23 protein-coding genes are annotated in these 22,737 nt (G+C 59.3%); 17 read left to right on the forward strand and 6 right to left on the reverse strand.

Annotation, left to right across the window (positions count from 1 at the left end):
• Positions 1–401: 401 nt before the first annotated feature.
• The 3 genes from HCK86_RS10845 to efeU form a co-directional block, all read right to left on the reverse strand.
• Positions 402–1,649: a Dyp-type peroxidase gene (locus HCK86_RS10845; protein ID WP_176084466.1), complete on the reverse strand. Its 1,248-nt coding sequence runs from the start codon at positions 1,647–1,649 to the stop codon at positions 402–404.
• Positions 1,650–1,736: 87 nt separating this feature from the next.
• Complete coding sequence (gene efeO, locus HCK86_RS10850; protein WP_176084467.1) at positions 1,737–2,942, reverse strand: iron uptake system protein EfeO; 1,206 nt, start codon at positions 2,940–2,942, stop codon at positions 1,737–1,739.
• Entirely contained in the window at positions 2,926–4,536 is a 1,611-nt protein-coding gene (gene efeU, locus HCK86_RS10855; protein ID WP_176084468.1) for an iron uptake transporter permease EfeU, read from the reverse strand. Before efeU ends, efeO begins: the two co-directional genes overlap by 17 nt.
• A gap of 444 nt (positions 4,537–4,980) precedes the next feature.
• Between efeU and hutI the strand changes: the two genes are divergently transcribed.
• The 7 genes from hutI (at position 4,981) to HCK86_RS10890 (ending at position 11,563) form a co-directional block, all read left to right on the forward strand.
• The gene (hutI, locus tag HCK86_RS10860; RefSeq protein WP_176084469.1) at positions 4,981–6,228 is read left to right on the forward strand and encodes an imidazolonepropionase; all 1,248 of its coding nucleotides are present in this window, start codon (positions 4,981–4,983) and stop codon (positions 6,226–6,228) included.
• Complete coding sequence (gene hutH, locus HCK86_RS10865) at positions 6,228–7,754, forward strand: histidine ammonia-lyase (RefSeq protein ID WP_176084470.1); 1,527 nt, start codon at positions 6,228–6,230, stop codon at positions 7,752–7,754. Before hutI ends, hutH begins: the two co-directional genes overlap by 1 nt.
• Before the next feature lie 10 nt (positions 7,755–7,764).
• Positions 7,765–8,565: an N-formylglutamate deformylase gene (hutG, locus tag HCK86_RS10870; protein WP_176084471.1), complete on the forward strand. Its 801-nt coding sequence runs from the start codon at positions 7,765–7,767 to the stop codon at positions 8,563–8,565.
• Positions 8,566–8,582: 17 nt separating this feature from the next.
• Positions 8,583–10,256 carry a urocanate hydratase gene (gene hutU, locus HCK86_RS10875; protein WP_176084472.1) on the forward strand — a complete coding sequence of 558 codons (1,674 nt, stop codon included), beginning with the start codon at positions 8,583–8,585 and terminating at the stop codon, positions 10,254–10,256.
• A gap of 3 nt (positions 10,257–10,259) precedes the next feature.
• Entirely contained in the window at positions 10,260–10,817 is a 558-nt protein-coding gene (locus HCK86_RS10880) for a HutD family protein (protein ID WP_176084473.1), read from the forward strand.
• 84 nt (positions 10,818–10,901) lie between these two features.
• Positions 10,902–11,150, forward strand: coding sequence for a type II toxin-antitoxin system VapB family antitoxin (locus HCK86_RS10885; RefSeq protein ID WP_141149801.1), 249 nt, complete (start codon positions 10,902–10,904; stop codon positions 11,148–11,150).
• Positions 11,147–11,563 (forward strand): type II toxin-antitoxin system VapC family toxin, encoded by a 417-nt coding sequence (locus HCK86_RS10890; protein WP_176084474.1) that lies wholly within the window; start codon positions 11,147–11,149, stop codon positions 11,561–11,563. Before HCK86_RS10885 ends, HCK86_RS10890 begins: the two co-directional genes overlap by 4 nt.
• Here HCK86_RS10890 and HCK86_RS10895 read toward each other — a convergent pair.
• The gene (locus HCK86_RS10895) at positions 11,560–12,630 is read right to left on the reverse strand and encodes an NAD/NADP-dependent octopine/nopaline dehydrogenase family protein (RefSeq protein WP_176084475.1); all 1,071 of its coding nucleotides are present in this window, start codon (positions 12,628–12,630) and stop codon (positions 11,560–11,562) included. The genes HCK86_RS10890 and HCK86_RS10895 overlap by 4 nt on opposite strands.
• A 10-nt stretch (positions 12,631–12,640) precedes the next feature.
• On the reverse strand, positions 12,641–13,102 hold the full coding sequence (locus HCK86_RS10900) for an Lrp/AsnC family transcriptional regulator (protein ID WP_176084476.1): 462 nt from the start codon (positions 13,100–13,102) through the stop codon (positions 12,641–12,643).
• 386 nt (positions 13,103–13,488) lie between these two features.
• Here HCK86_RS10900 and HCK86_RS10905 point away from each other — a divergent pair, with 386 nt between their 5' ends.
• The 10 genes from HCK86_RS10905 (at position 13,489) to HCK86_RS10950 (ending at position 22,124) form a co-directional block, all read left to right on the forward strand.
• On the forward strand, positions 13,489–14,244 hold the full coding sequence (locus HCK86_RS10905) for an aspartate/glutamate racemase family protein (protein WP_176084477.1): 756 nt from the start codon (positions 13,489–13,491) through the stop codon (positions 14,242–14,244).
• 135 nt (positions 14,245–14,379) lie between these two features.
• Entirely contained in the window at positions 14,380–15,480 is a 1,101-nt protein-coding gene (locus tag HCK86_RS10910; protein WP_176084478.1) for an extracellular solute-binding protein, read from the forward strand.
• 68 nt (positions 15,481–15,548) lie between these two features.
• On the forward strand, positions 15,549–16,535 hold the full coding sequence (locus tag HCK86_RS10915) for an ABC transporter permease (protein WP_246739549.1): 987 nt from the start codon (positions 15,549–15,551) through the stop codon (positions 16,533–16,535).
• 11 nt (positions 16,536–16,546) lie between these two features.
• Entirely contained in the window at positions 16,547–17,332 is a 786-nt protein-coding gene (locus HCK86_RS10920; protein WP_176084479.1) for an ABC transporter permease, read from the forward strand.
• Position 17,333: 1 nt separating this feature from the next.
• On the forward strand, positions 17,334–18,407 hold the full coding sequence (locus tag HCK86_RS10925) for an ABC transporter ATP-binding protein (protein WP_176084480.1): 1,074 nt from the start codon (positions 17,334–17,336) through the stop codon (positions 18,405–18,407).
• 65 nt (positions 18,408–18,472) lie between these two features.
• Positions 18,473–19,924, forward strand: a complete 1,452-nt coding sequence (locus HCK86_RS10930; RefSeq protein ID WP_176084481.1) for an NAD(P)/FAD-dependent oxidoreductase — start codon at positions 18,473–18,475, stop codon at positions 19,922–19,924.
• 7 nt (positions 19,925–19,931) lie between these two features.
• The gene (locus tag HCK86_RS10935) at positions 19,932–20,525 is read left to right on the forward strand and encodes a 2-hydroxychromene-2-carboxylate isomerase (protein ID WP_176084482.1); all 594 of its coding nucleotides are present in this window, start codon (positions 19,932–19,934) and stop codon (positions 20,523–20,525) included.
• A 1-nt stretch (position 20,526) separates the two neighbouring features.
• Positions 20,527–21,006, forward strand: coding sequence for a CMD domain protein (locus HCK86_RS10940; RefSeq protein ID WP_176084483.1), 480 nt, complete (start codon positions 20,527–20,529; stop codon positions 21,004–21,006).
• Between the two features lies 1 nt (position 21,007).
• A complete protein-coding gene (locus HCK86_RS10945) occupies positions 21,008–21,601 on the forward strand; it encodes a peroxidase-related enzyme (protein ID WP_176084484.1) in 594 nt (197 codons plus the stop codon).
• Between the two features lie 193 nt (positions 21,602–21,794).
• Complete coding sequence (locus HCK86_RS10950; protein WP_176084485.1) at positions 21,795–22,124, forward strand: hypothetical protein; 330 nt, start codon at positions 21,795–21,797, stop codon at positions 22,122–22,124.
• Between the two features lie 104 nt (positions 22,125–22,228).
• Here HCK86_RS10950 and HCK86_RS10955 read toward each other — a convergent pair whose 3' ends face one another.
• A complete protein-coding gene (locus HCK86_RS10955) occupies positions 22,229–22,699 on the reverse strand; it encodes an Lrp/AsnC family transcriptional regulator (RefSeq protein ID WP_176084486.1) in 471 nt (156 codons plus the stop codon).
• Positions 22,700–22,737: the final 38 nt, after the last annotated feature.

Here is a 22,737-nt window from a genome sequence, read left to right on the forward strand (position 1 = left end):
GCTTTACGGATGATGGCTGTCCACAAAGGGTTCTGCTGCCTGTCGCAGCAAAGATGCGCATCGCACATCAAAGAAACAGCCAACGGACTGAATGAGACAGCCCGCAATTCCCGAAAATGACCATTGCGGTCAGGCATATCGGGACTGATCCGAAAGATCCATGACGAGAGCAATTAAATCTCAAAACGCTTTGAAAGTAAAGCTTGCCTTGGCTGAACAGGCGGGAAAATCGATTTATCTATAAATAAATCAATATGTTAAAAAATTTTATTCGAAACTGAAAATTGAAATATGCGTTGTGATCCGTCCGAATCTATCGGCCGGAACAGGCTGGATAGCGGTCGCCGCGCTGGCTTGAGCGGAGCGATATCCAGCACATGCGCCATGTCCTGGGGACGGCGTCAATCGAACAGAATCTGCCCGATATAGTTTCCCTCGGCCGGCGCGGGCGGCACGAAGAAGATAGCCGAGCCGATATGGGCGATATATTCGTTGAGCGCATCGGCCGCACCCAGCCGCTGCTGCAGCTGTTCGAAATGGGCCGGGTCGTTCTGATAGGAGATGAACAGCAGGCCGGCTGACAAAAGGCCGACTTCGTTGATGCCTTCGGTATAATTATAGGACCGGCGCAGGATCTTCAGCCCGTCATTGTTTTCATGGGCAGCGAGACTGATATGGGAGTCCTGCGGGATCACATGATTGCCTGCTGCGTCCTTCTTGTGGAAGTCGGGCGTATCGAATTCATGGGTGCCGGAAAGCGGTGCGCCGGAGACCTTGAAACGGCCGAAAATGGCATTCTGGTCGCTGACGCGGTCCACATCCCAGTTTTCGATATGCATCTTGATCTTGCGTGCCACCTGATAACTGCCGTTCGGACCCCAGACCGGATCATTCTCAACCCAGACGAAGCGCTCAAAATCCTCGCGCTCGGTGATGTTGCGGGTACCATCCTTGTAGCCGAGCAGGTTGCGCGGGGTCTTCTGGTTCTTGCCAGCGGATGCCCGGCCAAAGCCCATCACGGTCCAGCGTGTCGAGGCCGCGCCGGTGTCCTTGGCAATACGGGCCAGATCGCGGATGGCGTGATAGGCGACCTGCGGATCATCGGCACAGGCCTGCAGTGACAGATCGCCGCCGGTAAACTGCGGCAGGAAGGCATCGCTGGGCAGATGTTTCAATTCGCGTAGGAGCGCAGGTTTCTTGGCGGCAAGCCCGAGCCGGTCATCAAAGATGCCAGGACCAAGGCCGACGGTAACCGTCAGCGAGGCAGGACCAAGATCCAGGGCTTCACCGGTATCAAAGCCGATACCGTTCGGCCGGTGCGGTTCGACCTGGCCAATCGTGCCACCCTTGGCCATCTGGGCAATGGCGGCTGACCAGCGGGCCAGCAGCATTTGCAGATCACGCGGGTTTTCCGTGGTCAGATCGAATGTCATGAAATGCACGTAGCGCTGCGGCGGGGTTTCGATTCCGGCCTGGCCCGCATCACCGTAAAATGGCACTTCGCCCGACAGGTTGATGATATCTTCAGGTGCCGGCGGCGTTTCAGCCACTGCGGGTTCCGCGAGCGCCAGCGCGCCGATAGGGCTCGCGGCAGCGCCGATCAGGAGATTGCGGCGGGAAATGTTCGGCTTGTCTGAAGACTGGGTCATGGCAGCATCACGTCAAAGAAAGGGTTTCCGGTTCATCGTCCGGCTGGGAGTGGCACCCGGCGGAACCGGATGCCACGATGTCAGAAGTTACTGTGCCGTTGCCACCTTTTCGGCGATCGTCGACAGCGGCTCCTGCAGCGACTGGATCGCCTTGGAGAGCTTGGCGGCATCGGAGGCCTTCAGCTCTTCGGTATAGACGACATAACCGCCGAGCGCATCGGGATCACGATAGGTTTCGAGAAGCGCATTGACCTTGGCAAACTGGTCGTTGATCTGCGCGGTAAGCTCCGGATCGATCTCTTCCATGCCCGGCTGCAGGAAGGCAAAGGCCTGTTCTGCACCCTCGACATTGCCCGCGAAATCGACGAGGTCGATATGGCTGTAGGCTTCTTCTTCACCGGTGATCTTGTTGCTCTGGACTTCCTCGAGCAGGCCAGCAGCGCCATTGGCAAGGTCTTCCGGCATATATTGCAGGCCCTTGGCAACGTCGATCAGCATGGCGACATTGGTCTGCAGCTCGGCGGCAAGCGTCTTGGTCTCGTCGGTGATCTCACCCTTTTCGAACAGATCGCGTTCGATGGCGTGGAAACCGTGCCAGCCCACTTCCGGGTCGAGATTGGACGCGCGCATATCGATCAGATAGTCGAGATTGCCGTGATTATCGGTCACGTCAAAGCCCGGCATGATGAAGCCGTCGACGTCGGACTCGATACGTTCATAGAAGGGACGGGCCTTGGCATAGTCCTGCTTGGCGGCGTCCAGATTGCCGGCATCGATATCGGCCTTCAGCTTGTCGACAGCCGTCAGCATGGCATCGGCGATGCCGGTCGCATAGCTGGCATAGCCGTCGGTCCCCTGCTGCAGAATTGCGGAGACGCCGCCGGTCGGCTTCGGCGTCGGTGCGCCGGTAACAGTGAAGGCGACCTTCTCATTGGCAGCGCCCGGGCAGTAGATCTGGTAGTCGCCGCCGCCGAGGGTGACGGTGAAGGAAACCTTGGGAAGGCCGGGCGCCAGGTTTTCTTTTTCACCGAGAATGCGGTTTTCACTCAGGAGCTCGACCTCGGTCAGGGCCGTTGCAGTCTTGTTCGTCACGCTGAAGGTGACCGGACCGGCCTTGGCGCTGTCAAAGTCGATGGCGCAGCTACCGCCATCATCACCGGTCATGGTGATGGCAACCTGCGAAGCACCGTTTTCGACCGGAGCTTCTGCAGCAAAGGCCGAACCGGCAGCAAGCAGGGTCGCAGCGGCAACGGTTGCCTTGAGATGAAACTTCGGATCATGAATGCGTGACATAGGGTGTTCCTTTCGCACGATGGGTGTTGGTGGGACAGTCCTGTCCTGAGGCTATGGCTTTGCGGCTCTTCGAAAGTCCGGAAAGGCCCGCGAGTACCAGAAAAACCGCCGCGAGTAGCAGAACAGCCGGCATGAAACGGGCCCAGAAACGATATTCATGCAAGTGAGCGGCATGACGCAGAACCGCTGATTTTACCGTCTCGCGGTAGGCCGGATCTGCTGAAAAGGCTGCGCCCGCATTGCGCGCGGTAAAGCTGCGCGGGGTCTGAAGTCCGCCGCCGGAAAGGGTGACGATCATGGCGTCGCGGGTACTTGCATCGAGAAGCCGACCCTCAACGGTCCAGATTTTCAGCGCCCGGTGGACCGACCATTCGGCGGTGAAGGGACCTGGATTGCGGCCAGGTGAAATCCCGGTTGGAAGACGTCCGCCGCCCAATGCGACGAGTTCGTTCAGATCCAGCGTATCCGGGCGGTCCGCCGGCTCGAATGTATCCGTGAGCGCATAGGCGATCGTATCAAGGCCGTCATAGTCTTCGGGCGTTGCCGTTGCCGGATCGATCGCAAAGCTTTCCTCCTGAGCGTCGCCAAGCGCCAGCGTCAGGCTTTCGGGAAGGCCGGAAGGCGTCGACATCAGCGTCAGGCTGCCAGCGGGTGCATTGCTGTCCGTTGCGACAAACGGTGCTGTCACTGGTGTCTGCAGCGGCATGTAAGGGGTGCCGACTATCAGAATGGCGGCGATCAGTAGAAGACAGGCCGCGATCACGCATTTGATCTGCGCCGCAAGTCGCGCATTGGGACGGTGCGCGGCAGGCCAGTATACAATCAGGCCGACAGGCACAAGATAGGCCAGCCAACCAATGACTTCGATCAGGCGCGGATCAGCGGGTATGCCGAGCACCCCGGTCAAAAGCGCCGAACGGATGGTTCCGGGCGCGACCAGCCAGGTGAGATTGACAGTTGCCTGCTGACCGGCATTCAGCCAGCCAGCCTCATGGGCCGTGCGCAGCGAACTCAGCACCAGACCAGCGGCAACCAGAATCAGGAATGCGCCGGTGATGCGGAAAAAACGCGAAAGATTCAGCTTCACGCCACCAATATAGATGCCCCAGCCGATGAGGATGGCGAGCAGAATGCCGGACACCGCGCCAATAGCCGCATATGCCGTTGACTGCGCCGCCGAGAAGGTGGCAAGCAGAAAGACACTGGTCTCAAAACCCTCGCGCAGAACCGCCAGGAAGGCCATGCTGGCGAGCGCGACCGCGCCGGTCTGGCCGATGGCCTCGGCAGCCTCGGCCTCGAGCGAACGCTTCAGGTCGCGCGCATGATTGTTCATCCAGAACACCATGCCGGTGACAAAGATCACCGCGATCGCGCCGATCACGGTTTCCATCGCTTCCTGCGCCGCCTGGGGCAGGGCCTTTTCCACGAGTGCCAGCGCCACGCCAACGGCAATTGAGAGTATGATGGCGATGGCGACGCCAATCCACATCGGGGCAAGGCTTTTGCCGTTTCGGGCAAGAAAGGCGGCAATGATCCCGACGATCAGCGCAGCTTCCAGTCCCTCACGTAATCCGATGATGAATGTGGCAAGCATTGTTGAAACCGTTTCCTCGCGCTCTCTGTCCTTCAGCGTCTGCAGCCGTCGCTTGATTGCCGCCGGACAGTGCGGGTGGCATGAAAGCGCTGTCGCCACCCAGTCAGCATCAAAAAAACCGGAGACGAATAATCGACTTAACGTTCGTCACCCTTAGGCAAGAAGAAATCATATTGCAATACCAATTGTTTAGAGCGATTCCAGAAAAGCCGGCTACCACGCGGGTAAACCGGATATTTAGTTTCATGTTTATCTCGGGATTCCAGTAACTTCGCCTCATCGTTGCGGCTTGACGGGTGCGAAGCGAATTTGACGGATTTGATGGTGATCAGATTGCTGACGCCCTTACCGGCAGCGGCTTCGGCGCAGCATTGAGCGCCTTCTCCGCTTGTCTTCAGTATTATTATGTATATACATTAAAGAAAATAACGTGCGGGGATGAACATGAACGGATTGAAGCCGGCAGATCATTCGGGCAGCAAGGGGCTGATGCTTTTTGAAAATGCCCGCCTGTTGACAGTATCGGAGGCGCACTTTGCCGTCACAGAACATGCGGCTCTTCTGGTTGCGGACGGGCGGATCGTCTTTGCCGGCAGACAGGCTGACCTCGATACGATTCCACCCGGTGATGTCGTGCGCATCGACTGCGCGAACCGTCTGGTGACCCCGGCGCTTCTCGATTGTCACACCCATCTCGTCTTTGGCGGTAACCGCGCCCGGGAATTTGAGATGCGCCTTGACGGCGCGTCCTATGAAGAGATCGCTAGAGCGGGCGGCGGCATTATCTCGACCGTTTCCGCCACCAATGCCATGAGCGAGGAGGAACTTGTCGAGGCGGCGCTACCGCGACTGGACACGCTGATTGCTGAAGGTGTTGCTACCCTTGAGATCAAGTCCGGCTACGGGCTCAATATCGCGACTGAACTGAAGATGCTGCGCGCAGCGCGCCGTCTGGCAATGCTTCGTCCCGTGCGGATCGTCACCACCTATCTTGCCGCCCATGCGACGCCGCCTGACTATAAGGGGCAGAATGCCGCCTATATTGCCGAGGTCGTGTTGCCGGGGCTTGAGGCCGCGCATCGCGAGGGGCTCGTCGATGCGGTGGATGGCTTTTGCGAGGGCATCGCTTTCTCCCCGGCGGAACTGAAGCCGGTCTTCGACAAGGCGAAAGCGATTGGCCTTCCGGTCAAACTGCATGCCGAACAGCTTTCCAATCTTGGTGGCGCGGCGATGGCAGCCTCATACGGGGCGCTGTCTTCCGACCATCTCGAATATCTTGATGCCGCCGGCGCCAGGGCAATGGCCGATGCCGGGACCGTGGCGGTGCTGCTGCCGGGCGCCTATTACACGCTGCGTGAGCCGCAGGCGCCGTCGGTTGCCGCCCTCAGGGCGGCCGGAACGAAAATCGCGCTGGCGACGGACTGCAATCCTGGCACCTCGCCGCTGACATCGCTGCTTCTGACGATGAATATGGGCGCGACCCTGTTCCGGCTGACGGTCGGGGAATGCCTTGCCGGTGTGACGATCAATGCCGCCCGGGCGCTCGGCCTTCAACATGAGACCGGCACGCTGGAGCCGGGCAAGGCCGCCGATATCGCCATCTGGGACGTCGAAGAACCCGCCGAACTGGTCTATCGGATCGGCTTCAACCCGCTGAACAGTCTCTATGCCAAGGGCCGGAGGATTATCTGATGCTGACGCTGAAACCCGGATTAGTCACCCTTGCGGATCTGGAAGACCTTTACTGGAACAGAAGCGCGGCCTGTCTGGATCGTGCAGCTGACAGCGGGATCGACAAGGCAGCCGCCCGTATCGCCGAGATCGCGCGCGGCAACGCGCCCGTCTATGGCATCAATACCGGCTTCGGCAAGCTTGCCTCGATCAAGATCGATGCCGCTGACACGGCCACGCTGCAGCGCAATCTGATCCTGTCGCATTGCTGCGGTGTCGGCCAGCCGCTGGACGAGGCCATCGTGCGGCTGATCATGACGCTGAAGCTGATCTCGCTTGGCCGCGGTGCATCCGGTGTCCGGCTCGCCATCATCCGGCTGATCGAAGCGATGCTGGAAAAGGGTGTGATCCCGATGATCCCGGAAAAGGGCTCGGTTGGCGCCTCGGGTGATCTGGCGCCGCTTGCCCATATGGCCGCCGTGATCATGGGGGAGGGGGAAGCCTTTCATGATGGCAAGCGCCTTGCCGGTGCTAAAGCGCTTGCCGCCGCCGGGCTGCAGCCTGTCGCGCTTGCGGCCAAGGAAGGGCTAGCGCTGATCAACGGGACGCAGGTGTCAACCGCGCTTGCCCTTGCCGGCCTGTTCCGCGCTTTCCGCGCCGCCAAGGCCGCTCTCATCACCGGCGCGCTGTCCACCGATGCCGCCATGGGCTCGTCCGCGCCATTTCATCCCGATATTCACACACTTCGGGGTCATCGGGGACAGATTGATGCCGCTGCAGCATTGCGTGGCCTGCTGGACGGATCGGAAATCCGCAACTCCCATATCGAAGGCGATGAACGCGTGCAGGATCCCTATTGCATCCGCTGCCAGCCGCAGGTCGACGGGGCCTGCATCGATCTGCTGCGCCAGGCAGGGCGGACGCTGGAAGTCGAAGCCAATGCGGCGACCGACAATCCGCTGGTGCTTGGCGATGACAGCGTCGTATCCGGTGGCAATTTCCACGCCGAGCCGGTCGCTTTTGCCGCAGATCAGATCGCGATCGCGGTTTGCGAGCTTGGTGCGATTGCCCAGCGCCGCGTGGCACTGCTGGTCGACCCGGCGCTGTCCTATGGCCTGCCCGCCTTCCTGTCGAAAAAGCCCGGCCTGAATTCCGGTCTGATGATTGCGGAAGTGACGTCTGCGGCGCTGATGAGCGAGAACAAGCAGATGTCGCATCCGGCGTCTGTGGATTCCACTCCCACCTCGGCCAATCAGGAAGACCATGTTTCGATGGCCTGTCATGGTGCGCGCCGCCTGCTTGCCATGACCGAGAACCTTTTTGCGATCATCGGCATCGAGGCGCTGTGCAGCGGGCAGGGCGTGGAACTGCGCGGACCGCTCGTCACCTCGCCAGCTCTGCTGCAGGCGCTCGCCGCCATCCGCGCTGCCGTACCCGCGCTGGAAGAGGATCGCTACATGGCCGATGATCTTAAGAAAGCCACCCGGCTGATCGGGGATGGTACGCTGATCGGAGCGGTCGACGCCGCTGTTCTGCCGGTACTTTGAGGAGAGAAAGATGGAACCCGTCATCATTCGTCAGGGCACATCGCCCGTCATTCTGGGTTTTCCCCATGTCGGGACGAACGTGCCGGAAGCGATCGCCGCGCGGCTGAACGACAATGGCAAAATCCTCGCGGATACCGACTGGCATGTGGAGCGGCTCTATGACGGCCTTCTCGATGGCGCGACCATGGTTCAGGCGACGTTCCACCGCTATGTGATCGACGCCAATCGTGATCCCGAAGGCGTAAGCCTTTATCCCGGCCAGAACACGACCGGGCTGGTGCCGGAAACCGATTTCGACGGTGCGGCCATCTGGAAGGATGGCGAGACGCCGGATGCAGACGATATCGCTGCCCGGCTGGACGCCTTTCACCGGCCCTATCATGCAGCCCTTGCCGCCGAGATTGCCCGGGTGAAGGCCATTCACGGCATCGCCGTGCTCTATGACTGCCACTCGATCCGTTCGCACATCCCCTTTCTCTTTGAAGGCAAGCTGCCGGATTTCAACATTGGCACCAATCTCGGCATCACCTGCGCGCCGGAATTCGAGGCAGCAGTTGCCAGTCTGGTTTCAGGCGCAAGAGGCTATGATTATGCGCTGAACGGCCGTTTCAAAGGCGGGTGGACGACACGGCATTATGGCCAGCCGGAGAACGGCGTTCACGCCATCCAGATGGAACTAGCGCAATCCACCCATCTGGCATCAGAAGAGCCGCCCTTTGGCTATGATGAGGAAAAGGCGGAGCGGCTGCGGCTGCATCTGAAAGATATTCTGGAGCGGATCGAGCGCATCGCGCTTTCCGCCCGCATTTGAGAAGAGGGAACGAGACAATGACCAATCCGCGCCTGAATTCACGCGTGATCCACGCACCGACCGGGACAGAGCTCAACGCCAAGAGCTGGCTCACCGAAGCGCCGCTGCGCATGCTGATGAACAATCTCGATCCCGATGTCGCCGAAAAGCCGCATGAACTGGTCGTCTATGGCGGTATCGGCCGCGCGGCCCGCACCTGGGGCGATTTTGACAGGATTGTCGAGACGCTGAAGACGCTGGAAGATGACGAGACGCTGCTGGTCCAGTCCGGTAAGCCCGTCGGCGTGTTTCGCACCCACAGGCATGCACCGCGGGTGCTGATCGCCAATTCGAACCTCGTGCCCCACTGGGCCAACTGGGATCATTTCCACGAGCTCGATAAGAAGGGCCTGATGATGTATGGCCAGATGACGGCCGGCTCCTGGATCTATATCGGCGCACAGGGCATCGTCCAGGGCACCTATGAAACCTTTGTCGAGGCTGGTCGCCAGCATTTCGGCGGCGAGCTCAAGGGCAAGTGGATCCTTACCGGCGGGCTTGGCGGCATGGGCGGCGCCCAGCCGCTTGCAGCCGTCATGGCAGGCGCCTCATGCCTTGCAGTTGAATGCGACCCCTCCCGTATCGATTTCCGTCTGCGGACCGGCTATGTGGACGAGAAGACCGACAGCCTCGATGAGGCGCTGGCGATGATCGATGAATGGACCAAGGCGGGGCTGGCAAAATCGGTCGGTCTCGTCGGCAACACCGCCGAAGTGCTGCCGGAACTGGTGAAGCGCGGTGTTCGGCCCGATATCGTCACGGACCAGACCTCGGCGCATGATCCGGTCAATGGCTATCTGCCCGCGGGCTGGACGCTTGGCGAATGGCGCGAGAAGGCGGAGCGGGATCCGAAAGCGGTGGAAAAAGCCGCCCGCGCGTCGATGCGCACCCATGTCGAAGCCATGCTGGCCTTTTTCGACCAGGGCATCCCGACCGTCGATTACGGCAACAATATCCGTCAGATGGCGAAGGAAGAGGGGCTGACACGCGCCTTTGCCTTCCCCGGTTTCGTTCCGGCCTATATCCGCCCGCTCTTCTGCCGCGGCATAGGCCCCTTCCGCTGGGCCGCCCTTTCCGGCGATCCGGAGGACATTTACAAGACCGACCAGAAGGTCAAGGAGCTACTGCCGGACAACAAGCATCTGCATAACTGGCTTGATATGGCAAAGGAGCGCATTCACTTTCAGGGCCTGCCTGCGCGGATTTGCTGGGTCGGCCTCGGTGATCGCCACCGTCTCGGACTTGCCTTTAACGAGATGGTGCGCAATGGCGAGCTGAAAGCGCCGATCGTCATCGGCCGCGATCATCTCGACAGCGGTTCGGTCGCCTCTCCCAACCGCGAAACCGAGGCAATGCAGGACGGCTCTGATGCCGTTTCCGACTGGCCGCTGCTGAACGCGCTGCTCAATACAGCATCGGGTGCCACCTGGGTATCGCTCCATCATGGCGGCGGCGTCGGCATGGGCTTTTCGCAGCATGCCGGCATGGTGATCTGCTGTGATGGTACGGTCGATGCCGATGAGCGACTGGCGCGCGTTTTGTGGAACGACCCGGCAACGGGCGTCATGCGCCATGCCGATGCCGGCTACGAGATCGCCGTCGAATGTGCGAAGGAACATGGTCTTCGGCTTCCCGGCATTCTCGGAAACTGATTGATGCGGATTCTGAAGGTCAGTGCCTATCGCGTGATGGCGTGGAAGAATGGCGGTGGAAAGACGGCGGAGATTGCCGTCTCTCCAGACGGCGCTTCGATGGCGGATTTCGACTGGCGGCTCTCCATGGCCGATGTCGCCGGCGATGGGCCGTTTTCGGCCTTTCCCGGCATTGATCGGACGCTGACTGTCATTGAAGGCGCTGGGATGGAGCTGAGCGGTGATAGATTACCGGCAACAATGCTTGAGCCTGGCGTCCCCTTCGCATTCTCTGGCGATGAGCCGGTTTTCGCCCGTCTGACGGCCGGACCAATCCGTGACTTCAATGTCATGAGCCGGCGCGGCCGTGTCCGTCACCAGGTGGAGGCGGTGAGGCTTCAGGACCGACTGGAGATCCGTTGCGACAACGATACCACGGCGCTGGTGCCGCTGATGCCGTGCCGTGCTGATGAAGTCAGGCTTCAGCCATTCGACACGCTGATCCTTGGCCGCGACGAGGCCTGCGCCCTGACGGCAGATGTGGCGACCACCGTCCTGCAGATCCGCATCGACCTGAACTGAGCAAGCCATCTGGATGGCTGCTGCCATCTTGCCATCTACTGCGATACTCCCATATAGAGAGCTATAGAGATGGAGACTTCGGCGATGCCTCAACCACAGCTTTCCGTTCGCAGCGCGCGCGCGCGTGATCTTGCACATCGGCTTGCCCAGCGTGAAAACCGCTCCATCGCCGATGTGGTCGAGCGCGCGCTTGAGGCTTACGCTGAGCGTGAAATCGGGCATGAGCCCGCCCGTCAGTTTTTCACAAGGCTTGCCACTGACTATGGCAGTGACGTCGATCTCGATGCTGTCATCCGCGAGAGCCGCACACCACACCAGGGTCCCGACCTGTGATTTTTGTCGATACCAATGTTGTTTCGGAATCGCTGCGCCGTGAACCTGACCGTAACGTTCAGGACTGGCTGATCCGCCATGATGGTGAACTGGCCTTGTCGAGCGTTGTTATCGCAGAGATTGCCTTTGGCATTGAAAAGATCAGACCGGATGAACGCGCGCATCGGCTTGCCGAAGGGCTGTCGGCATGGCGTGGCCGGTTCCATGACAGGCTCTTTGCCTTTACCGAAGATGCGGCAATTGCCTATGGTGAGATCATGGGCCAGTCCATACGAAACGGCCGGCCCATGTCCGTGCCGGATGGCATGATTGCCGCCATTGCGCTGGTGAATGGCGGGATCCTTGCCACACGCAATCTCAAGGATTTTTCCGCCATCGGCATCAAACTGCTTTCGCCATGGACCGATCGCTAATAACCCTTCAGACATAAGGCTTCGAGTGCTGCCCGGTCCAGACTGTCCAGCGAAAGCGCTGGCAGGAGATCATTATCGGCGGTGAGATCCCGCTCGAAAGCGGCGGAGAAAATGGCGATGCCCGCTTCGTGCAGCACAGCTGGCCTGCCGGTGATCCGGCCGAGAACAGCGGTTGCATGCAAGCCAAACGGGACATCCTCGAAGACATAACGGCTGTCGGCTGTTGATGGTCCCTGACCGCCGCGCCCGGCAGCATGCATTTCCTGGTTCATCTCCGAGACCGAGCCAAGCGGGACGTGGAAGGACAGCGAGAAATGTTCCTGCACGGTCTTTGTCCTCAGCCCGAAAGCCTCCGCAATCGCCAGGCGCTCTCGGTCCAGCGCTTCGATGAAGGCGCCGACGGCGGGCGTCACATGCTCGCCCTGGCTCCAGATCTCGCCCTTTTCCATCCGTGTCAGGTTCAGCAGCGCAATGCCGAGATGGTTTTGCGGGTTAAGGTTTGAAAGTGCGATCGCCATCAATCCGTCGCGCGGCACGAAACGGTCGCCGAAAATCGCCGTGCAAAGGGACAGCCCCTCTTCGGCACGGCTTTGGGGCAGGGTTGCCATATCCACCTTCTGGCGGACCGTGTTGACCGTAACCGATGTTTCGCCCCTGCGCCGTCCGGTCAGCAATGTCGTGCCCCAGGCGATGATCAGATTGTCCTTGCCGGCAGCCTTCAGGCATTTCGACAGATAGAGCGCGGCGAAGGAGGCATGCGATGAGATGATCACTGGGCAGGCCGGATCGATCACCGGAATCAGGGCTTCGATGGCCATGCGGTGCGCGTTGACCGGCATGGCAATGATGGCAAGATCAGCGCCATCCAGCGCATCGGCGCAGCTTTTCGCCGCGGCAACAGGCCCGGTGAAGGTCACGGCGCCCGAGGCGACCAGATCGGTCCCTTGGCCAAGTGTCTTGCAGCCGGTTCCGGAAGGCGACCACAAGACCGGCTCATGGCCGGCCGAGGCCAGAAAGGCGGCCATGCCGAAAGCGATCGATCCGGCGCCGAGAATGGCGATCTTCATCAGCTCGTCCTTACATGTATTTGGTGGGCAGGGCGGTGGTGAATTTCAGCTCTTCCATGGCGATGGAGGAGGAAATATCGGAGAACTCCAGTCGCGAGATCATGGTCTTGTAGACCTGGTCATAGACTTCGATATCCGGCACGACGACCCGCACGAGATAGTCGGTTTCGCCGGTCAGCCGATAGGCTTCAGTGATTTCGGGAATGCCGCGCAACTGTTCGCGGAAGGCGTCCAGCCAGTCGGCGGTGTGACGCGGCGCCTTGATGGCGATGAAGATCGTCATCGGCACATTGGCCATCTTGCGGTCAATCAGTGCAACGCGATTGCGGATGAAGCCCATTTCCTCCATGCGCTTGATCCGCCGCCAGCACGGCGTGTGGGAAAGGCCAACAGCTTCGGCAATTTCGGTGACGGTCTTGTCAGAGTCGCGCTGCAAGAGATCGACAATCTTGCGGTCTATTTCATCAAACATGAGTTTTTTTGTCCGTGATCGCAGATTTCAATTCGGGTGATGCGGGTAGGAAATAATTTCCTTTTCTCAATCAGTTGCGCCAGTTCCAGGTCATGTCAGAATGTTCTGGCGTGGTAAAATTGCAAAAGTAGACACTTGTCAAACAGCAAAAATAACGCATGATTTGCTTAAATTTTAGATTTTGCAGCGCCGAGCCTAAATGTTATGCAATTATGATCATTTTTCAAGCAGAAGGTCAATGATGTAAATTTCGACTAAATTGATGGCATCTTGTAGGATGGATATGCTCAATAGCGATATTGAGCGCAAATATTTGGACACTCTCTTCATGTGGGACTGGTAGGATGATTTCATCGCTTCCCGTAATCAGAATGAAGAGAATAACCATGAAACGGATTGGATTGATCGGCGGAATGAGCTGGGAAAGCACGGCGGTATATTACCGGCATATCAATGAGGAGGTCCGGCGCCTGAAGGGCGGCGGGCTGGCCTCGGCTGATATCGTCCTGCGCTCGGTCAATTTCGCTGATGTCGTCGCCCTGCAGAAGGCCGGGCTCTGGGACAAGGCTGCCGAGCTGCTGATTTCGGTCGCAAGAGAGCTCGAGGCTGCGGGTGCTGACATGGTGCTGATCTGCACCAACACGATGCATATCCTCGCCGATCAGGTGCAGGCGGCGATTTCGGTTCCGCTGATCCATATTGCAGATGTCACCGGTGCGGCCGTCGCTTCTGCCGGGGCGAAGCGGCCACTGCTGCTGGCCACGCGCTACACGATGGAGAAGGAATTCTACATCGACCGGCTGCGTTTGGCCTATGGGCTCGATCCGATCGTGCCGGAGGCGGACGACCGCACCACGGTGCATGATGTGATCTTCGAGGAAATCTGCTGCGGCGTGATCTCGAAGCCATCCCATGACCGCTATGTCGAGATTGTTGGCAGGGCGGTCGAAAAGGGTGCCGACAGCGTCATCCTCGGCTGCACCGAGATCGGCCTTTTGGTCGATCAGAAGGATTTTGCGATACCGGCCTTTGATTCCACCTTCATTCACGCCGAAGCCGCCGTGGCGCTTTCGCTGTCGGAGGAGTTTGCCGCGTCGGGCGTTGTTCTTGAGGGAACAGGACAGAACGCTTCAATTCGCTGACATGCACCGTCTGCGGTTCATGTCAGCAAACCGGTCCCGCGCGCGGGGCCGGCAATCAAAAGGGGAAGAGCCTGTGCTGCGCGGAGTGAGAGCCGGGCGGTGCGGGTCGTAAAATGATCAAAGAAGGAGAGTGACATGACCCTTATCAAGCCGACGCGTCGTTCGACGCTGAAGTTGATGGCTTCAGGTGCCGGCATCCTTGCTGCGCCCTCAATCATTCGCCCGGCCATGGCCCAGGGCAGTGTTTTGAACATCACCACCTATGACAAGTTTCTGCCGGAAGATTTCGTCAAGGATTTCCAGAAGGAAACCGGTATCGAAATCCGCATCCGCCTGACCGACGACCAGGGCAAGCAGTATAATCTGGTCGCCGCCGAAGGCGATCAGCCCTCGACTGACATCGTCACTGTTGCCGGTCACCGCATCAGCCAGTTTCTGACATCGAACCTGCTGCAGCCGCTGGATGTCGACAAGATCCCGAATTTCAAGAACCTAGCCAAGCCCTATGCGGGCGCCAAGCAGCTGACCTTTGACGGCAAGGTCTATGGCGTGCCGCTTCTGGCCGGTTTCGAAGGCATGGTCCGCAACACCGACTACACCAAGGCTTCTGACAGCTGGGAACTGATGTTCGACCCGGAATATAAGGGTTTCACCACCTATATCATCTCCGATTTCCTGTCGATCACGATGAAATATCTCGGCTATGACGGTGATTTCGTCTCCTATCTCGACAAGCCGGAAGAAGCGCAGAAGGCAACCGATGCTGCTCGTGACTACCTGATCGAGCACAAGGACATGGTGCGCAAATACTACGATGCCGGCTCCGAAGTTCAGCAGATGCTGATCAACGAGGATGTCTATGTCGCCCAGGCCTGGTCCGGCCCGGCATCCAAGCTGATCATGGATGGTCATCCGATCGAGCTCTCAATCCCGAAGGAAGGCACGTACGGCTTCCTCTATTCCTTCAATATGGTCAACAACGCGCCCAACCCGGATGCAGCCTATACCTTCTTCAACGCGCTTCTGGCCAATCCGGAAGTGGGTGCGCAGATGGTGCGCCAGTCGGGCTTTTCCAGTGCCTTTGCCGGCGTCGACGCGCTTTTGACGGACAAGGAACGCGCGGCAATCGCCTTGCCGGAAGAGCAGATCGCCCGGATCGTCTTCTTCGGCGATACCAACCGCGAAATGAAGAACGAGATGATCGACCGCGCTACGGCCGAAGTCAAAGCGGCCTGACGGCCAATTTGTGGTTGCAGGGCGGCCCGTTCGCCCTGCTACGCTTCTCCAACAGGCGCATCAGACATATGGCTTCGATCCCAATGGCCGGAAAATCCTCCGAAGAGGCAGCGCGTGCCCCCCGTTATGCGGGTTGGTTCGGCCGCCTGATACAAACGTCTCTCTACCGCGCGACCATCGGCGCGGTCGCTGACTCAGCCAAACTGCGCATGACCATTCTCGTCATCGTGCCGCTTGCCTGGATCTTCTTTTTCAATATCGGCCCCATCCTGCAGATGGTGAACATCTCGCTGATGGAAAACTATCCGCTGATGGATGGGCAGTCGGCCAGCTATTCGCTGGCGCAATATCGCCTCTTCTTCGAGGACAGCCTCTATTTTACGCCCTTTATCCGCAGCGTTGTCTTCTCGGTCGGGGTCACGGCCATCACGCTGGTGGTGGTCTACCCGGTTGCCTATTATGTTGCCAAGGTGGTCAGGCCATCCTTCCGCAACCGGGCGCTGCTTCTGCTTCTGACGCCGTTCTGGGCCGGTGAGATCATCCGCACCTTTTCCGTGATCATGCTGCTTGCCAATCGTGGCGCGGTGAACATGTTCTTGCGCGAATTCGGCTTTATCGACCGGCCGATCCCGATGCTCTATACCTATTTCTCACTGAGCTTCGGCGTGATCTATCTGATCTCGCTCTATATGCTGCTGCCGCTCTATTCGGCGATCGAGAAGATCCCGAATTCGCTGGTGGACGCGGCCGCCGATCTTGGCGCCGGTCCCTTCACCCGCTTCCGCCGGGTGATCCTGCCGCTCTCGCGTGACGGCATCATTTCCGGCTGCAGCCTCGTCTTTCTGACGACGATCGGCGTTTTCTCCGCGCCGCTTCTGCTCGGCGGACCGAATACGGTGATCTTCCCGGAAATCATTGCCCAGCTGTTCCATGGTTCCAATGACAAATGGCCGGCGGGTGCCGCCTTTTCGATCCTGATGCTGGTTGTCTCGCTGACCACGGTCGGGTTGTTCATGCGCGTCGCCAGCGGCGGCAAGAACGTCAAGCTGATGTGAGGGAGCACGCCATGACCCGTAGAGAACCGCAAAACTGGCTGCTGACCGGCTTTTACTGGGCCTTTGTTGCCTATCTTCTCGTGCCTTTGCTGCTGATGATGGCGATGAGCTTCAAGGATGCCAATTTCATTTCCTTCCCGATTCAGAGCTGGACGCTGAAATGGTATGGCGAGGTGCTGGCGAGCAAGCAGTTCCTTGATGCCGTACTGTATTCCATCATGATTGCCTTCGTCACCACGGCGATCGCAACCATCGTCGGTGTCTGGATCGCGCTTCTGGCCTCCAACGAAAAGGTGCCGTTCCGCGCCGCCATCTTCGCCCTTGCCTGTCTTCCTGTGGTGGTACCGGGCATGATCCAGGCGATCTCGATGCGCATTTTCATCCGGCTGATCGACATGCCGACCGGTACGACGGCCATTATTCTCGGCCATACCGTCCATGCCGTTCCCTTCGTCGTCATCATGGCGATGACGCGGCTGCGGTCCATGCCGAGGAGCCTGACGGAAGCCGCGCGCGATCTTGGCGCCGACAACTTCATCGCTTTCATCCGCGTCACGCTGCCCTATCTCGGTCCGGCGCTGGTTGGCGGCATGATCTTCTGCGTGCTGACATCGATCGATGATTTTGTCCGCACCTTCTTCCTTGGCGGTTACCAGCTGACGCTTCCGATGCTGATCTTTGCGAAGCTTTCCAGTGGCATGTCGCCCGATATCAACGCAATCGCGACCCTGGTGCTGATCGTCACCGCTGTCGTCGGTCTTTATGCGGAACGCCTTTCCGGCCGTTCGAGGAACTGAAATGCAGCCTATCGTTCACTTTTCCAACGTCACCAAATCCTATGGCAGCGGTGCGCCGGCTGTCGATGCGCTCGATCTTGCCATCGAAAAGGGCAAATTCGTCACGCTTCTCGGTCCGTCCGGCTGCGGCAAATCGACAACGCTCAGAATGCTGGGCGGGTTCGAGACGCCAACCTCGGGCGCCATCACGCTGTCGGGCAACGATGTGACCTATCTCCCGCCGCACAAGCGCAACGTCAACATCGTCTTTCAGGACTATGCTCTGTTCCCGCATCTGACAGTCGCCCGCAATATTGCCTTCGGGCTGGAGCTGAAGGGCATGTCATCTGCCGATATCAAGAAGCGGGTTGATGAACTGCTCGCCCTTGTCCGGCTCGAAGACTATGCCGACCGGATGCCAAGCGCACTGTCCGGCGGCCAGCGCCAGCGCGTGGCGCTGGTCAGGGCGCTGGCCCCCGATCCGGATGTCCTGCTGCTCGACGAGCCGCTTTCGGCGCTGGACGCAAAACTCCGGCACCAGATGCAGATCGAGCTGAAATCGATCCAGGAACAGACCGGCAAGACCTTCCTCTTCGTCACCCACGATCAGGAAGAAGCCGTCACCATGTCTGATGTGATCGTGGTGATGAACAACGGTCGCATCGAGCAGATGGGGGATCCGCAGACGCTTTATGCGCGACCGAAGAACCGCTTCGTCGCGACCTTTATCGGCGAATCCAATTTTCTCGATGCCACCATGGTCTCGGCTGAGGACGGTATCGCCACGCTCAACTGGGGCGGGCTCGAAGTCCATGCCTGCCTTACCGGCCCGGCCCCGGAGGCCGGACGTACGGTGACTGTGTCGCTCCGGCCCGAGGCAATCTTCGCCGTCAAGCAGCAGCTCAACCGGCGCAATGTGCTGCCGGGCGAGATTGTCGGCGAGATCTTCAAGGGCAGCCATTCGCTGCTGACTGTCCGGCTCTCCGACGGACGTGAATTGACGGTGGATCTTGATCCGGTTGCTCTTGGCCAGATCGATGGCTCCTCCGTCTGGATTGGCTGGCGGGAAAAGGACGCCGTGGTGCTCGCGGACTGAAGCGCCACGCCGGCTTTCACAAACGGGGCGGCCGAGGCTGCCCGGCGAAACGACATGAGAAGAAGATGACCATGACGACTAAAGGCCAGGGACTGGACGCGCTGAACGCGCGGGTCAGGCAGGATCTCGACTACCTCAACTATCCGCCGAAGAACTGGGTGAAGCCGGTCGCCGACATCGATGGAAAAACGGTCAGCGACGTTGTCATCGTCGGCGGCGGCATGTGCGGTCTGGTGGCCTGGCTGGCGCTGACACGGGCTGGCATCGGCAATATCCGCATCATTGATAAGGCGAAGAAGGGGCTTGAGGGTCCGTGGCTCACCTTCGCCCGTATGGAGACCCTGCGTTCGCCGATCAACCTTACCGGCCCGGCGCTGGGCATGGCGTCTCTCACCTTTCAGGCCTGGTACAAGGCACAGTTCTCCGAGGCCGACTGGAATGCGCTCTACCGCATTCCGCGGCCGATGTGGCAGGACTATCTGATCTGGTATCGCGACGTGCTGGGCATTCCGGTTGAAAACGACATGGATGTGACGTCGGTGACGCCGCGTGACGATGGTCTCCTGACCCTCGAGATGGCCGACGGGACTGCGATCATTACCCGCAAGCTTGTCTGGGCGACGGGACGTGACGGGCTGGGCAAGGAACGGGTGCCCGATTTTGTCAGCGGCCTGCCGCGGGGAACATGCTGGGCGCATTCGGAAGACGAGATTGATTTCGATGGGCTGAAGGGCAAGCGGGTTGTGGTCATCGGCGTCGGCGCCTCGGCCATGGACAATGCAGCCGAAGCACTGGAACATGGAGCAGGCGAGGTTCGTCTTCTGGCGCGGCGCAAGACCATGCCGACCATCAACAAGCTGATGGGGATCGGCTCTTACGGCGTGACGGCAGGCTTTCCGAAGCTCGATCCCGAATGGCGCTGGCGACTGATGAGCTATGGCGAGCGCCAGCAGACGCCAGCTCCGCATGGATCGACATTGCGGGTCAGCCGGCATGACAATGCCTTCTTCCATTTCAATTGCCCGATTGCTTCGGTTGAAAGAGACGGCAGCGATCTGATCATCACCACCACGTCCGGCCGCATTTTCCGCTGCGATTTCCTGATCACGGCGACCGGCTTTCTGGTCGATCCGCTGGCCCGAACGGAGTTTTCCGCCTTCGCCGACAGGATCGCCTGCTGGGATGATCGCTACACGCCGCCGAAGGACGAGGAAAGCGACGGGCTCGGCCGGTTCCCCTGGCTTGGTGAGGACTTCACCCTCACGCCGAAAAGCGAGGGCGATGCGCCCTACCTTGCCGATATTCACTGCTTCAACTACGGCTCTGCGCTCAGCCTGGGCAAGGTGTCCGGCGATATCCCGGCCATCAGCGAGGGCGCGGTGTGGCTCGCCAAGGGCGTTGCGGCCAGTCTGTTTGCCCGGGATATCGACCAGTATTGGCAGGAATTGCAGGTCTATGAAAAGCCGGAGCTGGACGGCAGTGAATGGCGCGATGCCGATGCGGTTGAGCAAGCCTGATGAGGACATGATGAAAAAGACAGTCTATTACTACCACGCCTTGTCATCGCCCTGGGCCTATCTGGGCTGGCCGCAATTCAAGGCCTTGATCGAAAAGCATGACCTTGACGTCGTTGTCCGCCCGACACGGATCGTCCCCGACAATGGCGGCGTGCCGCTTAGGACCCGTCCGCAGCCGCGGCAGGACTATCATGCTGTCGAGCTTGATCGCTGGCGCAAGCGCCTCAACATGCCGCTGGTGCTGAAGCCGAAACACTACCCGACCAATAACGAATTTTCCGCCCGCATGGTGATCGCCGCCGATCGCGAGGGCCTGCCGGCGCTCGAATTATCGCATGCGCTGCTGCACGCATTGTGGAGCGAGGAGCTGGATGTGACCTTGCCTACGGTGCGGATTGACGTTGCCAACCGCATCGGCCTTGATGGCAAGGCGCTGCAGGCGATGGAAGAAGACGCCGATATTGTCGCGGCCTGGCACGCAAGCCATGAAGAGGCCAAGGCACGCGGTGTCTTCGGCACGCCGACATGGATCTACCGGGACGTGCTCTATTGGGGGCAGGACCGTCTCGATTTTCTCGATGAAGCTTTGAGTGAGGACTGAAATGAGCGTTGATGTCATCGATACCGTGCTGGGCGATGCCGAGCTGACGGCGCTGCGCCAAAAGCGTGAAAAGATCAAGGCGCTCACGCAGGCCAGCCATGATGCGGCCTTGCGGCCGAAGGATCCCGGCAATTTTTCCTATGGCCTGCGCGCCGTGCTTTCTGCGCGTATGGCGGGTCTCTGGAAGGCCGAAGACCTTGTCGTCCATTATCGTGCGCTTCTGGCCGAAACGGGCGAAAACGGGCTAGAAGCGCTGGCCGACCCCGGTTTTGCCCCTGAAGGTGATCCCCGCCTCGCCACCATTCTCGCCCATGTCGACCTGATCACGCTTTCGCCGAAGCAGGCGACCCGTGCCAATGTCGAAAAGCTTTATGCAGTCGGCCTAAGCGATAGGGATATCGTCACGCTGGCGAGCCTGATTGCCTTCGTCAATTACCAGGTTCTGGTGGTTGCCGGTCTGAAAATGCTGAGGGACCACTGATATGTCCGAAACGACCCAGTCCAAACCCATCCATGACTTCACGCTGGAACCGCTGGAATGGCATCCCTATGTGACGCCGGTGAAGCTTTCTGAGGCAACACCGGAACAGCTCGATGCGCTCAAAGTGACGCCGTCCAATACCAAGGTTTCCGATTATGTTCTGGTACTGGCACAGGAGCCGGAAACGCTTGCCGAACGCACCCCGCTTTTTAATGACATCATGTATGCCCCGGACGGGCTGTCACGCGGCGGGCGGGAGATCGGGGCGCTGGCGGCTTCTTTCGTCAACCGATGCATCTATTGCGCCGCCGTTCATGCCAATCGCTATATCCAGCTGGAAAAGCGGCCCGATGTGATCGATGCGGTGTATGAAAAGGGGCTGGAGGCTGATCTGCCGGATTTCGAGCAGGCGCTGTTCAATTTCGGCGTCGACCTGACGGCCCATCCCGATCATGTCGGCGTCTATCAGTTCTACCATCTGCGCGAGATCGGCCTCGATGATCTCGAAATCCTCGATCTCATCCATTCCGTTGCGATTTTCGGCTGGGCAAACCGGCTGATGCATACGCTGGGCGAACCGCATGTGAAGGGCTGACGCCGGAACGCGACAGGGCTGGTTTTCCCGCCGCCGCCAGACGGCTCGGTTCGCTTGTCTTTTCTTGACCGGGGAGAGTATTGCGGGCGCCAATTTGGAGGCGATGCTGACCGAATGAAGAAAAAGCGAATTTTTCATAATATGGCGCCGTTCTTAATTACATGAATAAAGTCAACGAGGGAGGACGGATGTCATGTTCAGTAAATCAGTCGGGTCTGACCCTGGCGTGTCCAGCAGTAAGGAAGCCGAACGCCGGGAGCGGGAGGCGCAGTGGGCTAAACAACAGGCCCAGGCTCAAAAAGAGGCGGAAGAACAGATCCGTGCGGAGCGGGCGCGGACCCAATCGCAACGCGACGCTGATTTCGCCGCGATGCTTGAACACGACAAACAGACCGCTTTGCGCTGGGAGCAGATCAAGAGGGAGAACCAACCGGAGGTTTTTTCCTGGCTGGAAGATAATGAAAAGACGCACAACAGCCAGTCGCTGGAGGCCTCCAAAAATAACGACGGAAAGAAGGATTAACGGATGCCAGACTGCAGTGCGATCGGGATGTTGTACCCGATCGCTGAATGAAGGGTAGTTTGCGAGAGGTGGCGAAATCCTACGCGAGGCTTGTTGGATGGGGGTTACAGCGCCAGTGGCACTTCGAAGCTTCGCTTGAGCGTTTCCATCGGAACATCTGTCTTCACGTTGAGGACGCTTGGAATGCGCGTCAGCTGGTCTGCCTGGAAACGCCAATAGCTGTGAAGGTCGGCGGTGACAATGCGCAGGATCGCGTCGCATTCGCCGGTCGTCAGGTAGCATTCCATGACTTCCGGCAACCGTCTGACCGCCTCCGCGAATTGAAGCGTGACCTGTGCATCCTGGGTTTTGAACCAGACACGGGCAAACACTGTCAGGCCCGCCCCCACCTTCGCCGGATCGAGAACGGCGACATAGCGATCAATGATGCCGACTTCTTCCAACAGCCGGACGCGGCGCAGGCATGGCGAAGGCGATAATCCGACTTCTTTCGCCAGATCGATGTTGGATATGCGTCCGTCGCGTTGCAGCGCTTTCAGGATCCGCCGGTCAATCGCGTCAAGTTTGAATGGCATGATAGTGCCTCAGATTTCTATATTTCAGCATATTATGC

This window comes from Martelella sp. HB161492, from assembly GCF_013184775.1.
GTDB lineage: Bacteria > Pseudomonadota > Alphaproteobacteria > Rhizobiales > Rhizobiaceae > Martelella.